The sequence below is a fragment of the Actinopolyspora mortivallis genome (genome assembly GCF_003001495.1).
In the GTDB taxonomy this organism is placed as follows: Bacteria; Actinomycetota; Actinomycetes; order Mycobacteriales; family Pseudonocardiaceae; genus Actinopolyspora; species Actinopolyspora mortivallis_A.
On sequence record NZ_PVSR01000001.1, the window covers coordinates 236,073 to 250,388 of the forward strand.

The 14,316-nt window shown below is 69.4% G+C and carries 12 protein-coding genes; 10 read left to right on the forward strand and 2 right to left on the reverse strand.

Translation table 11 applies throughout. The features are described from left to right. Window positions 1-270 precede the first annotated feature (270 nt). Window positions 271-2,097 (forward strand): aspartate--tRNA ligase, encoded by a 1,827-nt coding sequence (gene aspS / locus CEP50_RS01110; RefSeq protein ID WP_106112026.1) that lies wholly within the window; start codon window positions 271-273, stop codon window positions 2,095-2,097. A 253-nt stretch (window positions 2,098-2,350) separates the two neighbouring features. Continuing rightward, window positions 2,351-3,556, forward strand: coding sequence for a phosphotransferase family protein (locus CEP50_RS01115; RefSeq protein WP_106112027.1), 1,206 nt, complete (start codon window positions 2,351-2,353; stop codon window positions 3,554-3,556). Between the two features lie 90 nt (window positions 3,557-3,646). On the opposite strand, the gene CEP50_RS19735 is transcribed toward CEP50_RS01115, so the two are convergent. After that, window positions 3,647-3,850, reverse strand: a complete 204-nt coding sequence (locus CEP50_RS19735) for a hypothetical protein (protein ID WP_146134712.1) — start codon at window positions 3,848-3,850, stop codon at window positions 3,647-3,649. 10 nt (window positions 3,851-3,860) lie between these two features. Between CEP50_RS19735 and CEP50_RS01120 the strand changes: the two genes are divergently transcribed. The 4 genes from CEP50_RS01120 to CEP50_RS01135 all read left to right on the forward strand — a co-directional run bounded on the left by CEP50_RS01120 (window position 3,861) and on the right by CEP50_RS01135 (window position 8,582). After that, a complete protein-coding gene (locus tag CEP50_RS01120) occupies window positions 3,861-4,232 on the forward strand; it encodes a hypothetical protein (protein ID WP_146134713.1) in 372 nt (123 codons plus the stop codon). A gap of 381 nt (window positions 4,233-4,613) precedes the next feature. After that, the gene (locus tag CEP50_RS01125; protein ID WP_106112029.1) at window positions 4,614-6,128 is read left to right on the forward strand and encodes a SulP family inorganic anion transporter; all 1,515 of its coding nucleotides are present in this window, start codon (window positions 4,614-4,616) and stop codon (window positions 6,126-6,128) included. Between the two features lie 81 nt (window positions 6,129-6,209). Beyond that, window positions 6,210-7,616, forward strand: a complete 1,407-nt coding sequence (locus CEP50_RS01130; protein WP_106112030.1) for a replication-associated recombination protein A — start codon at window positions 6,210-6,212, stop codon at window positions 7,614-7,616. Further along, window positions 7,617-8,582, forward strand: coding sequence for a 2-hydroxyacid dehydrogenase (locus tag CEP50_RS01135; RefSeq protein ID WP_106112031.1), 966 nt, complete (start codon window positions 7,617-7,619; stop codon window positions 8,580-8,582). Between the two features lie 70 nt (window positions 8,583-8,652). Here CEP50_RS01135 and CEP50_RS01140 read toward each other — a convergent pair whose 3' ends face one another. Continuing rightward, entirely contained in the window at window positions 8,653-9,891 is a 1,239-nt protein-coding gene (locus tag CEP50_RS01140) for a hypothetical protein (protein WP_106112032.1), read from the reverse strand. A gap of 259 nt (window positions 9,892-10,150) precedes the next feature. On the opposite strand from CEP50_RS01140, the gene CEP50_RS01145 reads away from it, so the two are divergent. The 4 genes from CEP50_RS01145 to ruvX all read left to right on the forward strand — a co-directional run bounded on the left by CEP50_RS01145 (window position 10,151) and on the right by ruvX (window position 14,156). Then, window positions 10,151-10,555, forward strand: a complete 405-nt coding sequence (locus CEP50_RS01145) for a DUF948 domain-containing protein (protein ID WP_019853656.1) — start codon at window positions 10,151-10,153, stop codon at window positions 10,553-10,555. After that, window positions 10,552-10,902 carry a hypothetical protein gene (locus tag CEP50_RS01150; RefSeq protein ID WP_106112033.1) on the forward strand — a complete coding sequence of 117 codons (351 nt, stop codon included), beginning with the start codon at window positions 10,552-10,554 and terminating at the stop codon, window positions 10,900-10,902. The genes CEP50_RS01145 and CEP50_RS01150 overlap by 4 nt, the downstream gene beginning before the upstream one ends. 87 nt (window positions 10,903-10,989) lie before the next feature. After that, window positions 10,990-13,668, forward strand: coding sequence for an alanine--tRNA ligase (gene alaS / locus CEP50_RS01155; RefSeq protein ID WP_106112034.1), 2,679 nt, complete (start codon window positions 10,990-10,992; stop codon window positions 13,666-13,668). Beyond that, on the forward strand, window positions 13,665-14,156 hold the full coding sequence (gene ruvX, locus CEP50_RS01160) for a Holliday junction resolvase RuvX (RefSeq protein WP_106112035.1): 492 nt from the start codon (window positions 13,665-13,667) through the stop codon (window positions 14,154-14,156). The genes alaS and ruvX overlap by 4 nt, the downstream gene beginning before the upstream one ends. Window positions 14,157-14,316: the final 160 nt, after the last annotated feature.

The following is a 14,316-nucleotide window of genomic DNA, read 5'->3' on the forward strand; positions in this document are numbered from 1 at the left end:
ACGTACGTGCAACGAGATTGCGGGAAATAGACGTCCTCGAAGAATGGGGTCTTCCCGGATTCCGCCGGGACTCCCTCTGGGGCGTCACGGTGGTTTTCGGGCAGCCATCTTCTCCGTGCGGTGCCCCCCGGTCGGTGTGCGCCCGCTCGGTGCCGGGGGAACGAACGGTGTGCGAAACCTGCTGCAGAGTGGCTGCTCCCCGTTGGCTAACCTGGGAAGGTCCTCGCCGCACGACGGCCAGCAGTCCTACCGAAGAGGAGATCAACACCCGTGATGCGCACGCACGAGGCCGGCTCGCTTCGCGCCGACCACGCAGGGCAGTCCGTCACCCTGGCGGGATGGGTGGCGCGTCGCCGGGATCACGGAGGTGTGATCTTCATCGATCTGCGTGATGCCTCCGGCGTCGCACAGGTGGTGTTCCGCGAGGGGGAGATGGCCGAGCGGGCCCACCGGTTGCGTGCCGAGTTCTGCGTACGACTCACGGGTGAGGTGGTGCTCCGTCCCGAGGGCAACGAGAACCCGGAGATCCCCACGGGCGCGATCGAGGTGACCGCGACCGACCTGGAGGTGCTCTCGGAGTCCGCTCCGCTGCCCTTCCCGCTGGACGAGCATCTGGAGGTCGGCGAGGAGGTGCGGCTGCGGCACCGGTACCTGGACCTGCGGCGCGCGGAGCCCGCGCGCGCGATCCGGATGCGCAGCGAGGCCAACCGGATCGCTCGTGAGGTGCTGCACCGGCGGAACTTCGTCGAGGTGGAGACCCCCACGATGACCCGCTCCACCCCGGAGGGGGCGCGGGACTTTCTGATCCCGGCCCGATTGCAGCCGGGGAGCTGGTACGCGCTGCCGCAGTCCCCCCAGCTGTTCAAGCAGCTGCTGATGGTCGGTGGGCTGGAGCGCTACTTCCAGATCGCCCGTTGCTATCGTGACGAGGACTTCCGGGCCGATCGCCAGCCCGAGTTCACCCAGCTCGACATCGAGATGAGCTTCGTCGACGCCGAGGACGTGATCGAGATCAGCGAGCGCGTCGTGGCGGCGTTGTGGAGCGAGCTGGCCGGTTACGAGATCCCCACCCCCATCCCCCGGCTGAGTTACCACGAGGCGATGTCCCGGTACGGCACGGACAAGCCCGACCTGCGTTTCGGGGTGGAACTGACCGATCTCACCGAGTACTTCGCCAACACTCCCTTCCGGGTGTTCCAGGCCCCCTACGTCGGGGCCGTGGTGATGCCCGGTGGGGCCGACCAGCCGCGTCGTCAGTTGGACGCCTGGCAGGACTGGGCGAAGCAGCGCGGGGCGAAGGGACTGGCCTACGTCCTCGTGGGGTCGGACGGCACGCTCTCCGGTCCGGTGGCCAAGAACCTCTCGGAGGAGGAGCGTGAGGGACTGGCCAAGGCGGTGGGTGCCGCCGCCGGGGACTGTGTGTTCTTCGCCGCGGGCAGCCCCGCGGCCTCCCGGGCACTGCTCGGGGCGGTGCGCCTGGAGATCGCCGAGATGTGCGACCTGATCGACCGGCGTGCGTGGTCGTTCGTCTGGATCGTCGACGCCCCCATGTTCGAGCCGGTCGAGGACAGCGACGACGTGGCGGTGGGAACCGGCGGGTACACCGCCGTGCACCACCCCTTCACCGCTCCGGAACCCCAGTGGGCCGACAGTTTCGACCAGCGTCCCGGTGAGGCGCTGGCCAGTGCCTACGACCTCGTGTGCAACGGCAACGAGATCGGCGGGGGATCGATCCGTATCCACCGTTGGGAGATGCAGCAGCGCGTCTTCGAGGTGCTGGGCATCTCCCGGGAGCAGGCACAGGAGAAGTTCGGCTTCCTGCTGGAGGCCTTCCGTTACGGCCCGCCCCCGCACGGCGGTGTCGCGTTCGGATGGGATCGGATCTGCATGTTGCTGACCGGGGCCGAGTCGTTGCGCGACGTCATCGCGTTCCCGAAGAGCGGTGGTGGTTTCGACCCGCTCACCGGAGCTCCCGCGCCGATCACCGCCGAGCAGCGGCGGGAGGCCGGTGTGGACGCCACCCCCGCCAAGCGCTCCGCGCGAGGGGGCGAGGGCGCGAGCAACGGTGGTGCCGACCGGGAGGCCGCCACGCAGTGACCACTCCGGCGGGGGATCGGCTTCGGTAACGGTTCCGTAACGCCATGCATCCCGGCGGCCGTGGTGCGTCGTCGCCCCCGTACCACCCCACGGTGGAACGGGTTGCCGATCCGCCGCCACCCGCGTAACGGTGGAGGGTGGTCGTGTTCTCGGCACGGTGTCGGACGGTACGAGACCGACTCCCCTAACCGGGGGACAACTTGACCGGTCAGGCCCGTGGAAAAACGGGCGGTGGCGGTAGGGTCTGGAGACGATGAGCGTGGAAATCACCACCGGTCCGCCGGAGGTTCGCGTGCCCGCTAGCGCGGAGGTCACCGACACGATCGGTACTGCCGAGGCCGTGCTCACCCGGAGAACGGGAGCATCCGTCCGGCTCGCCGATCCGGAGGATCTGGGGGGAAGTGGCCGCTCGGTCGTCATGCGGGTACGGGTCGCGGAAACACCCTTCGAACTGCCGCGCACCCTCGTGCTCAAACACTACGGGGCGCCTCCGGCTGAGGGGTACTCCGACCCCTTCGCCCACGAGGCGGCCAGCTGCCAGCTGGCCACCGCCCTGCCCCGGGAACTGCGCGTGGGGCCGGAACTGATCGCCCAGGACGCCGGACGGCGACTGCTCGTGCTCGAGGACCTGGGCAGAGGGGCCACCCTGGCCGACGTGCTCTTCGCGGACGACCAGAAGGCCGCGGAGCGGTCCATGCTCGCCTGGGCCCGGGCCCTTGGAAGGCTGCACACCTCCATGGCCGGGCGGGAGGCCGACTTCGACGCCCTGATGCGCAGGTTGGGAGCGGAGTCGTGGACCGATCCCGTCGCCGCGGACATCCGGCGTTCACTGACGGAGCTGCCCGAGCTGCTGGAGCAGACACTGGGAGTTTCCACGCCGGAGCCGGTGCGGCGGGCACTGGGCACGGCCTCCGGGCTGCTGGGCGCCACCCGGTACCGTTCGTTCAGCCCTTCGGACATCTGCCCGGACAACAGTCTGGTCACCGGAAACGGGGTGCGTTTCCTCGACTTCGAGTGGGCCTGCGTCCGTGACGTGGCCCTGGACGCGGCCTATCTGCGGTTTCCCTTCCCGTCCTCGTGGTGCTCCTACGCCATGCCGGACGAGCTGGTGGAGAACATGTTGGCCACCTGGCGGGCCGAGGTCGTGGAGGTCTGGCCGGAACTGGACGACGACGCCGTGTTGCTGCCCAGGTTGCTGGAGGCGCAGCTGCTCTGGGTCTGGGTCTCCACCTGGTGGTTCCTGCCGCGCAGCGGACAGTTGGACGCGCCCATAGACGCCCACATGCCCTCTCCGCGGCGCAGTACCGCGCTGGCGGATCGGTGGCGCCGCCTCGGGGAGCACGCGTCCTCGGGCGGAATGTCCGAGGTGGCGGAGCTGTCCGAGCGCATGGTGGCCGCGTTGCTCGAACGTTTCGGTTCCGGAGTGCTGGAACTGCGTCCCTACCCCGCTTTCCGCTGATCCGTCGGCCACGGCGCGGCGCATCACGAACCGCTGTTCGGCGCGAACCGCGAGCAGCGGTTCGAACGCTGTCGGCGGAAGAGGTTCCGGTTATCGGAACGTGATATGAAACACGGTTTTCGCGAGGAGTTTTCCGCTGCGGTGGAAGAATTTTCGGTTCGCCCGATCAGAAGAGTCCGCGCCGCGTTTCATACCTTTTTGGGCTACCGCGAGTTCACCCGCGTGAAACATTTCTCCGGTAGTATGTGGAGTGTCGACGTATCCGAAGTCGACGACGATCACCTGTTCGTTCACGGGGGTGACAGTGAGCACCAGGGCCGGCGCGGTGCTGCGGACAGTGCTGTTCCTGTCGTTCGTGGTGTTTCTGGTCGTGTTCTCCCCCGTGCACGCGGCCGGGGTGTCCGGCCATCCGGGCAGGTCGGTTTCCACCGAACACAAGACCGAACACGGTGTTCCCGGTGAGAAGGAGAAACTCCGTAAACGTGCCGGGGTCCTCCTTCGAGAGACACAGCGGCGGAGTGTCCGGGTGCCGGAGGGCCGAACCGGACGGAAACGGGTGACCGCCGAAGACGTTGATTCGGCTGTGCGCGCGGGAGATCCCCGCGCCGTGGGGAGCGCGGGTGGTCTGTGCGAAGCCGCCCACTCCCAGTCCAGACTCCAGGTCTATCGCCGGTGATGGATCTGCCGGCCCGCCAGGACGGGTTGTTTCCGTGCGGTCCCTGCCACGGGCCGCGCGGAGTGTGCGGACCCGCGGACGAATGAAAGGACTTTCACGGAAAGACCGCGCGGGATGACGGAGCCGGGGGAATATACCGTCTCCCCTCTCGGCGTCCATCCCTCGTTCGGGTTGTTTTTCCGAGGATTGTCCTGTCGTTCTCCACTGCGGTCCGTCGATTCTCTCGCTCGCAAAGACGCGAGTCCCACGACATTCCGGCCGGGGTGATTCCCCTTCCTCCGGACGGATTGTCGCTCGTACCAGCGACCAGTTTCTACGACCCCACGAGTGCGTACGTGTCCTGTCGACACGTGCGGCTCTTCGACCCTGACGGAGTGAACAGTGACCACACAGCTCGAATCGTCCCCTCCCGGAGCGGGAAACGCCCCGGGAATCCTGCGACGGAACAAGCAGAACTTCGGTTTCGACCTGGGTGCCTCCCTCGTCGTGTTCCTGGTGGCGCTGCCACTGTGCGTGGGAATCGCCGTGGCCTCGGGAGTTCCCGCCGAACTGGGCATCGTCACCGGTGTCGTGGGCGGCATCGTGGTCGGGTGCATGCCGGGCAGCACCATGCAGGTGAGCGGCCCGGCCGCCGGGCTCACCGTGTTGGTGGCCTCCACGCTGGCCGAGCACGGACTGGGCATGCTCGGCGTGATCGTGCTGGGAGCCGGGGTGTTGCAGATCGCCCTGGGGCTGGCCGGCATCGGTACCTGGTTCCGGGCGATCTCCCCGTCGGTGGTGCAGGGGATGCTCGCCGGTATCGGCCTCGTGCTGATCCTCGGGCAGATCTATCCCATCGGGGGGATGCAGCAGCCCTCCGAGACGTTCGCCAAGTTCGCCCGCATCCCCGAGTTGCTGACCTCGGCGTTCACCACACCGGCCGGGCGCTCCGGCGTGGTCATCGCCGTGGTCACCCTGTTGACCATGGTGCTGTGGACCAGGATTCCGCACAAACTGCGACTCGTTCCCGGCCCACTGGTCGGTGTCGGTGTCGCCGCCGTACTCACCTCGGTGACCGGACTTCCCCTGGAGACCATCCGGGTGGGGTCGCTGACGGAGGCGCTCAACATGCCGACGCCGGACGCCTTCGGCGCGGCGGCCAGTCTCGCGGTGATCGGCTCCATGGTGACCTTCGCGCTGATCGCCTCGGCGGAGACCCTGTTCAGCGCGGTCGCCGTCGACCGGATGCACGACGGTCCCAAGACCCGCTTCAACGCCGAGCTGGTCGCCCAGGGAACCGGCAACACCGTCTGTGGGTTGCTGGGGGCGCTGCCCATGACGGCGGTCATCGTGCGCAGCACGGCGAACGTGAACGCCGGAGCCAGGACCAAGCTCTCCCGGGTGCTGCACGGGATCTGGCTGCTGTTGTTCGTGGTGCTGCTGCCCGGCGTGCTGTCCTACATCCCCCTGGCCACGCTGGCGGCGTTGCTGATCCACGCAGGTTGGAAACTGCTCGGTGTGCGCCAGGTGGCCACGTTGTTCCGCCAGCAGCGTTCCGAGGCGTTCGTGCTCGTGCTGACGGCGGGGATGATCGTGGCGACCGACCTGTTGGTCGGAACGCTGACCGGCCTGGTGGCCGCGGTGATCAAGACGGCGTGGGAGGTCTCCCGGCTGTCGGTCGAGGTCGAGCACGACGAGGAGCACGCCCGGGTACGGTTGCACGGCAACGCCACGTTCCTGCGGCTACCCCAGCTGCAGGACAGGTTGGACCGACTTCCGCCGACCAGGAGTACCCACGTCGACCTGACCTCGCTGCGTCATCTCGACAGGGCCTGTCACCAGGCGGTGGAGCACTGGGCCGAGCAGCGCCGCAAGGAGGCCTGCGCGGTCGAGCTGGCCCTGCCCGACGGGCGGTGAGCACGTGAGGTCGGCCCGGCCCACTCGTGGGGACGACCGTCCCACGGCACCGGGCCGGGCCGTCCGGGTAGCGTCGGAACCGTGAGTGAGGGCCTGTTCGACACCGGTTCCGACGGTCGACTGCACGACGAGGGGCTGTTCGAAGCCGACACCCGGCAACGCGCGCAGCGACAGCTGGCCGAGAACGCCCCGCTGGCCGTGCGGATGCGCCCCCGGACGCTGGACGAGGTGATCGGGCAGGACCACCTGCTCGGTCCCGGTGCTCCGCTGCGCCGGCTCGTGGAGGGGGCCGCTCCGGCCTCGGTACTGCTGCACGGCCCGCCGGGGACGGGGAAGACCACCCTGGCCGGGCTGGTCTCCCGGGCGATCGGGCGTCGCTTCGTCGCACTGTCCGCCCTCTCCGCCGGGGTGAAGGAGGTTCGGGCGGTCATCGAGGAGGCGCGCCGCAGGCTCGGCCACTCGGGTGAGGCCACCGTCCTGTTCATCGACGAGGTGCACCGTTTCTCCAAGACGCAGCAGGACGCGCTGCTGTCGGCGGTGGAGGACCGCACCGTGCTGCTTGTGGCGGCGACCACCGAGAACCCCTCGTTCTCGGTGGTCTCGCCGTTGCTCTCCCGTTCGCTGGTGCTGCGGCTGCAACCACTCGACGACGAGGCCGTCCGGGAGTTGGTGCGCCGGGCACTGACCGAACAGCGGGGCCTCGCCGGGGCCTGCGAACTCTCGGAGGAGGCCGAGGAACACCTGGTGGCCCTGGCCGCCGGGGACGCCCGCCGGGCGCTGACCGCCCTGGAGGCGGCGGCGGAGGCCGCGCGCAGCAACGACCGGACGGTGATCGACCTGTCCACCGTGGAGACCGCGGTGGACAGGGCCGCGGTGCGGTACGACCGGGACGGCGACCAGCACTACGACGTGATCAGCGCGTTCATCAAGTCGATCCGCGGTTCGGACGTGGACGCCGCGTTGCACTACCTGGCACGCATGATCGAGGCCGGGGAGGACCCGCGTTTCATCGCCCGCCGTCTCGTCGTGCACGCCAGTGAGGACGTCGGCATGGCCGATCCCACCGCCCTGCAGAGCGCGGTGGCCGCCAGCCGGGCCGTCGAGTTCGTGGGGATGCCCGAAGGGCGCCTGTCCCTGGCTCAGGCGACCGTGCACCTGGCCACGGCCCCGAAGTCGAATGCGATCATCACGGCCGTGGACGCCGCCCTGGCCGACGTTCGGGCGGGCAAGGTGGGCACCGTTCCCGCACACCTGCGGGACGGGCACTACGCGGGGGCCACCCGGCAGGGGAACGCCGTCGGGTACCGCTACCCCCACGACCGGTCCGAAGGGGTGTTGGAGCAGCAGTATCCGCCGGACCAGTTGGTCGGAAGGGACTACTACGAGCCGAGCGGTCGGGGCGCGGAGCGCACCTTGGCCGAACGGCTTCCGAAGCTGCGCGGCATAGTGCGCGGGCAGCGCGACGAGCGAACGCGAAGGGATGAGTGAGTGACCCCCCGAACGGTGGTGACCCGGTGGATTCCGGATCCGGCGGTGCGGCTGCTGGAGTCGGTCGGTGAGGTGCGGCTGTGCTCACAGAACCGGGCGATGACGGACGAGGAGCTCGCGGAGGAGGTTCGGGGTGCGGACGCGGTCGTGTCCATGCTGCACGACCGCGTCGACGGCGCGCTGGCCGACGCGGCCGGACCGTCGCTGAAAGTGGTGGCCAACGTCGCCGTGGGCTACGACAACGTGGACGTGCCCGCACTGGACTCCCGGGGAGTGCTGGTGACCAACACCCCGGGCGTGCTCACCGACGCGACCGCCGATCTGACCATCGGATTGCTGTTGATGTGCACACGCAGACTCGCCGAGGGGGAGCGGCTCATTCGTGCCGGGACCCCGTGGTCCTGGCACTTCTCGTTCATGCTCGGTTCCGGGGTGCAGGGCAGGCGACTGGGGATCGTCGGGCTCGGCCAGATAGGGCGTGCCGTGGCCCGCAGGGCGCGTGCCTTCGGCATGGAGGTCGTCTACACCGCCCGGAACCGCGTCGAACGGCAGGTCGAGCACGAGATCGGCGCGCAGTACCTCTCGCTGCCCGAGCTGCTGGAGAGTTCCGACGTGGTCTCGCTGCACTGCCCGCTGACGGAGGAAACCCGTCATCTGATCGACGGGGCCGCGCTGGCGCGGATGAAGTCCTCCGCCGTACTGGTCAACACCAGTCGTGGTCCCGTGGTGGACGAGCGTGCGCTCGCCCGCGCGCTGCGGGACGGCGCTCTCGGTGGTGCCGGTCTGGACGTCTTCGAGAACGAACCGAAGGTGGAGCCGGAGCTGCTCGACCTGGACAACGTGGTGCTCGTTCCCCACCTGGGGTCGGCGACCACGGAGACCCGAACCGCGATGGCGATGTTGGCCGCCCGCAACGTGGTCGGTGTGCTGGACGGCAGCGGGGCCGTCACTCCGGTGAACGGTTGAGGAGTTCACCACTCCGGAGGGACCTCCGGGGCCGGGTGCGTGGTGGGGCGCACGACCGGCCCCGGCGGGATCACCCGAGACCGCGGGAGCGGCCGTAGCCGACGGCGGCTCCCGCGAAGGTGGCCAGTGCCGGCAGCACGGCCGCGATCAGTGCCCGTCGCGGATCGGGAACCAGGGTGAACCACTGGATCCGCAGCCCCAGGAACTCCTCCATGGGGGCTCGCAGCACCAGCGCCCCCAGCACCCCCAGCCCGGTGGCGAGCACACCCACGCCCAGTCCGAGGGCGGCGCCGCGCACGAGCGCCCCCTCACCGGGCCCGCCCGCGGCGGTGAAACGGCCCACCCCCCGGAACCCGAGCAGCACGGCGCTCACCAGCACCCCGAGCAGGGCGATGTAGTACCACACCTCGACCGTCCTGATCAGGTTCCGCTCCCGGTCGACCAGCGGGAAAGCTCCGAGTCCCATATCCCGGAGCCGGGCGGCGACCTCGGCGGGGTCGGCGTCCTTCTCCACGACCACCCCCACCCGGTCGGCCCCGTTGACGGCGTGCACCCGCTCCGCCGTCGTCCCCTGCGCCGCGGCGGCGAGCACGGCCGCGGTGCGCGGGGCCACGTAGGCGGTGTCCGGCCCGTCCGCGTGCCAGCGGGGGTCGTAGGTGGCGGCGATGCGTAGCTCGATGGTTTCGCTGATCTCCGAGGCCGAGTGCGCCACGGTGGCCGCCTGCGCCCGCTGTTCGTCCTCGGCCTCCTCACCGGGAGCGGACCGGGGCCGCTCCCGCTCGCCGGTGGACTCCTCCTCGGAGGCAGCGGGCTCCGGGGGAGGGGGCACCGTGTAACTCATCCGGACGCGCTCACCGAGGTGAGCCCGGAAGTCCACCCCCTGGACGTGGGCGGGGACCACGATCTGGTCCGGAGGCAGCGGATTCGGCACGGTCCCGGCGGTGAGCGGCGGCCGAACCGTGCTGCCCCAGGAGCGGGTCTGCAACGAGACCCTGGGCAGCTCTCCGCCCCTCGGGCTACGCAGCGAGGAGGTGTAGTCGGGCACGACCTGGCGGACCCCGTCGACGGACTCGACCAGGGTCAGTTTCTCCGCGTTCAGGTTGCCCCTGGTCCCCGTGCTCGGCAGTGGTGAGATCTCGATCCGCTCCGCGCCGTCGGCACGCAGGATGTCCCGTGCCGTGGCCGCCCGCATCGCCGAACCGACCCCGGCGATGGTGCTCAGCAGCAGCGTGAACACCACCAACACCGCGAGTGTCCCCGGATCGGCGAATCCCGTCGGTGGTGTGGACCTGCCGTCCCCTCCGCCCATTCGGAAGCGTCCCCCTTGACATGCCGTCGCCGCTGGAAAGGTGGGTGAGAGAGCAATCTATCGTGTCGCGGTGTCGCGACCGCGTCCGCCACGGGCGATCGGAGGGCCATCGGGGATCTTCGGCCGGGCGGGGCGGAGGCGTGCGGAATGCCGTACGCGGTTTCCCCCGGCGGGCGCGATAGCCTGACCGCGATCACCACCGCCGTGCCGGCCCACCGGCAGGGCGGTCGCACGAGTCGGCTGGAAACCGGGAGGACACGTGACGCCCACCGAGATCGCCGCGCTGATCGCAGCAGGCGCTTTCGTGCTGCTGGTCGTGCTGCTGGCGATCCCGTTGGTCAAACTCGGCCGTACTCTGGACGAGGCGACCAACGCGATCCGCAAGGCGCAGGAGAATTCCGACCCGCTGTTCACCGGCGCGAACACGACCCTGGACCATGTGAACACCCAGTTGGAGCGGGTCGACGGCATCACGGCCAACGCCCAGTCGGTCTCCAGCAACGTGTCCGCACTGTCCTCGCTGTTCACCGCTACACTGGGAAGCCCGCTGGTGAAGTCGGCCGCTTTCACCTACGGCGTGAGCAAGGCCCTGCGCGCCCGCCGTGAACGCAGGAAGGAACCCGTGGGCAGGCATTCCCGCAGGCGCAAAGGGGGTCGCCAGTGAGCCGTCTGTTGTTGTTCGGCGCCGGAGTCGCCGCGGGCGTGGCGTTGAGCCGCAAGCTCGGCAGAACCGCACGCCGGGCCACGCCGGTCGGGATGGCCGACCAGCTGGGTGATGCGGTGCGGGAACTGGCTGAGTCGCTCGGCTCGTTCGGAGCGGACGTGCGTGCGGGGATGAGCGAGCGCGAAAGGGAGCTCCACGAGAGCGTGACCGAACGCACCGGAATCGTCACCGGTGGCCGGGGCCAGCGGAGCATCGATGGTCCGGACAATGGGAGCGGGCCCGTGACCAGGATGACCGGAACGATCGACGGGACCGAGTCGCGTCGAGCTCGTAGGGCGGGACGCTGAGTCCCGGTGTGGTGCGCAAGCCCACACCGACCGGCGTTTCCGCCTGTTTCCGTGCCCGCAGCCACATCCGTGTAGAAGGACTCCACCGTGCAGACCCACGAGATCAACAAACGTTTCACCGAGCATTTCCGGGGACGGGGACACACCGTGGTCCCCAGTGCCTCCCTGATCCTCGACGACCCGAACCTGCTGTTCGTCAACGCGGGAATGGTGCAGTTCAAGCCGTACTTCCTGGGGGACGCCCCCGCGCCCTACCCGAGGGCGACGAGCATCCAGAAGTGCGTGCGCACCGGTGACATCGACGAGGTGGGCAAGACCACGAGGCACAACACGTTCTTCCAGATGGCGGGCAACTTCTCCTTCGGGGACTACTTCAAGGAGGGCGCCATCGAGCACGCGTGGAGTCTGGTCACCAACTCGCAGGACTCCGGGGGCTTCGGTTTCGACCCGGACCGGATCTGGGTCACCGTCTACGAGCACGACCCCGAGGCCGAGCGGCTGTGGCAGCGGGTGAGTGGTCTGCCCCCGGAGCGCATCCAGCGCAGGGGAGCCGACGACAACTACTGGGACATGGGGGTTCCCGGACCGGGCGGTCCCTGCTCGGAGATCTACTACGACCGGGGACCGGAGTACGGGCGCGAGGGCGGTCCCGTGGTGGACGAGGACCGCTACATAGAGATCTGGAACCTGGTGTTCATGCAGGACATCAGGGGGGAGGGCAGCCCGAAGGACGGACACCCCGTGCTGGGGGAGCTGCCGACGAAGAACATCGACACCGGCATGGGTGTGGAGCGGGTCGCCTGCCTGCTGCAGGGAGTGGACAACGTCTACGAGACCGACCTGGTCCGCCCGGTGATCGCCAAGGCCGAGGAGTTCTCCGGAAAGCGCTACGGCGACAACCACGCCGACGACGTCCGGTTCCGGGTGATCGCCGACCACATGCGTTCCGGGATGATGCTGGTCTCCGACGGGGTCACCCCCAGCAACGAAACCCGGGGCTACGTGCTGCGTCGACTACTGCGCCGGGTGGTGCGCTCCACACGGCTCCTCGGGGTGCACGAGCCCGTCCTCGGGGAGTTCACCAGGGTCGTCCGGGACGCGATGTCGCCGGGATACCCGGAGTTGGCCAGTGACTTCGACCGGATCGACTCGGTGATCCGCAACGAGGAGGAGGCCTTCCTGTCCACGTTGTCCGCCGGGTCGAAGATCTTCGACACGGCGGTCGCCGAGACCCGCAAGGCCGGCTCCCTCCAGCTTCCCGGCTCCAAGGCCTTCCAGCTGCACGACACCTACGGCTTCCCCATCGACCTCACCCTGGAGATGGCGGCGGAGAAGGGCCTGTCCGTCGACGAACAGGGCTTCCGGGAGCTGATGGAGCAGCAGCGCCAGCGGGCCAAGGAGGACGCGCGTTCGCGCAAGACCGCGCACGGGGACCTGTCCACCTACCGCACCCTGCTGGACCAGCACGGCTCCACCGAGTTCATCGGGTACACGGACCTGCAGGGAACCAGCCGGGTGCTCGGCCTGCTGCAGAACGGGGTGCCCGCTTCGGCCGCCTCCGAGGGCAGTCAGGTCGAGCTCGTGCTCGACCGCACCCCCTTCTACGCCGAGGGCGGTGGGCAGATAGCCGACACCGGACGCCTGGTGGGCCCCGGTGTGGAGCTGGAGATCACCGACGTGCAGCAGGCCGTGCCCGGCCTGTTCGTGCACCGGGCCAAGGTCCTCGGCGGTGAGGTCGGACTGGACACCCGTCTGGAGGCCAAGGTCGACGCCGAACGCAGGCACGCGATCGCCCGGTCGCACTCGGCCACCCACCTGGTGCACGCGGCCGTGCGCAACGCCTACGGGAAGCGTGCCGCCCAGGCCGGTTCGCTGAACTCCCCGGGGCGGATGCGTTTCGACTTCACCGCCCCCTCGGCGGTGTCCTCCTCCGTGCTCGGTGGCGTCGAGGAGGAGGTCAACGAGTACCTGCAGAGTGACGCCGAGGTCCAGTCCTACACCACCTCGATGGACCGGGCCATGGAGCTGGGCGCCATCGCGCTGTTCGGGGAGAAGTACGGCGACCGGGTCCGCGTGATCGACATGGGCGACTACTCGCGGGAACTGTGCGGGGGTACCCACGTGGACTCCGTGGGACAGCTCGGTGTCGTCAAACTCGTCGACGACTCCTCGGTGGGCTCCGGGGTGCACCGCGTCGAGGCCCTGGTGGGCATGGACGCGATGCGCTACATCAACAAGGAGCACATGCTGGTCAACGAGTTGGCGGACAAGTTCAAGGTCCGCACCGAGGACCTTCCCGAACGTATCGACAGCGTGCTCACCCGGCTGCGCGACGCCGAGAAGGAACTCAAACAGCTGCGGGTGGCGAAGGTGTTGCAGTCCGCGGGCGACATCGCGGGCAGGGCCACCGAGGTCGACGGAGTCGATCTCGTCGCCGAACGGGTCGCCGACGGGGTGGACGGCAACTCGCTGCGCGCGCTGGCCGGTGAGGTGCGCGGCAAGCTCGGTTCGCGTCCCGCCGTGGTGGCGCTGTTCTCCGGTGACCCGGAGACCTCCAAGGTGGGCTTCGTGGTGGCCGCCAACCCGGGTGCCCAGGACAAGGGTGTCGCCGCCGGCGATCTGGTGCCCTCCTTCGCCGCGCACATCGGTGGCCGCGGCGGAGGCAAGGCCGAGATGGCCCAGGGCGGTGGCTCCGACCCCTCCGGGATCGAGCAGGCCGTGCTCGCCCTGCGCAAGGAGCTCGAACGGGTGGTGTCAGGGGCGTGAACGCCGAACGGTCCGAGTCCGCACCGGGGCAGCCCGACGGTGGGAGAACCGGACTCGGGAGGGGACGACGACTGGGTGTCGACGTGGGGGAGGCCAGAGTCGGGATCGCGGTCAGCGACCCCGCTCCCGTGCTGGCCACCCCGCTGGTCACCCTCAGGCGGGACAGGGCGAACAAGACGGATCTGGCCCGGATCGCCGAACTCGTCGCCGAGTACGAGGTCGTCGAGATCGTGGTGGGACTGCCGGTGACCCTGGCGGGCAGACGGGGCCGGGCGGCCGACGTGGCGAGTTCCTACGCCGACGCGGTGCGTTCGCGGGTTCCCGGCGTGCCCGTGCGGTTGAGTGACGAGCGTCTCACGACGGTGACGGCCACGAAGACGCTGTCCGATCGCGGTGTTCGTGGTAAGCGTCAACGTGACGTGGTGGACCAGGCCGCCGCGGTGGAGATCCTGCAGTCCTGGTTGGACGCGCGGGGCGGGGACGGTTGAGAGGTGTTCGGCATGGTTGGCCTCGGAGTCGTCCGGGTGAGGCGCGGTGCGTTCCCCTGAGGGCGACCTCGCGAGCGGTGAGCCGCTCGCTCGGGACCCGGGGTTTCCGGCCCCTCACGGATCCGGGCGACCTCGTGAGGCGGTTCCGTGCTGCATGACC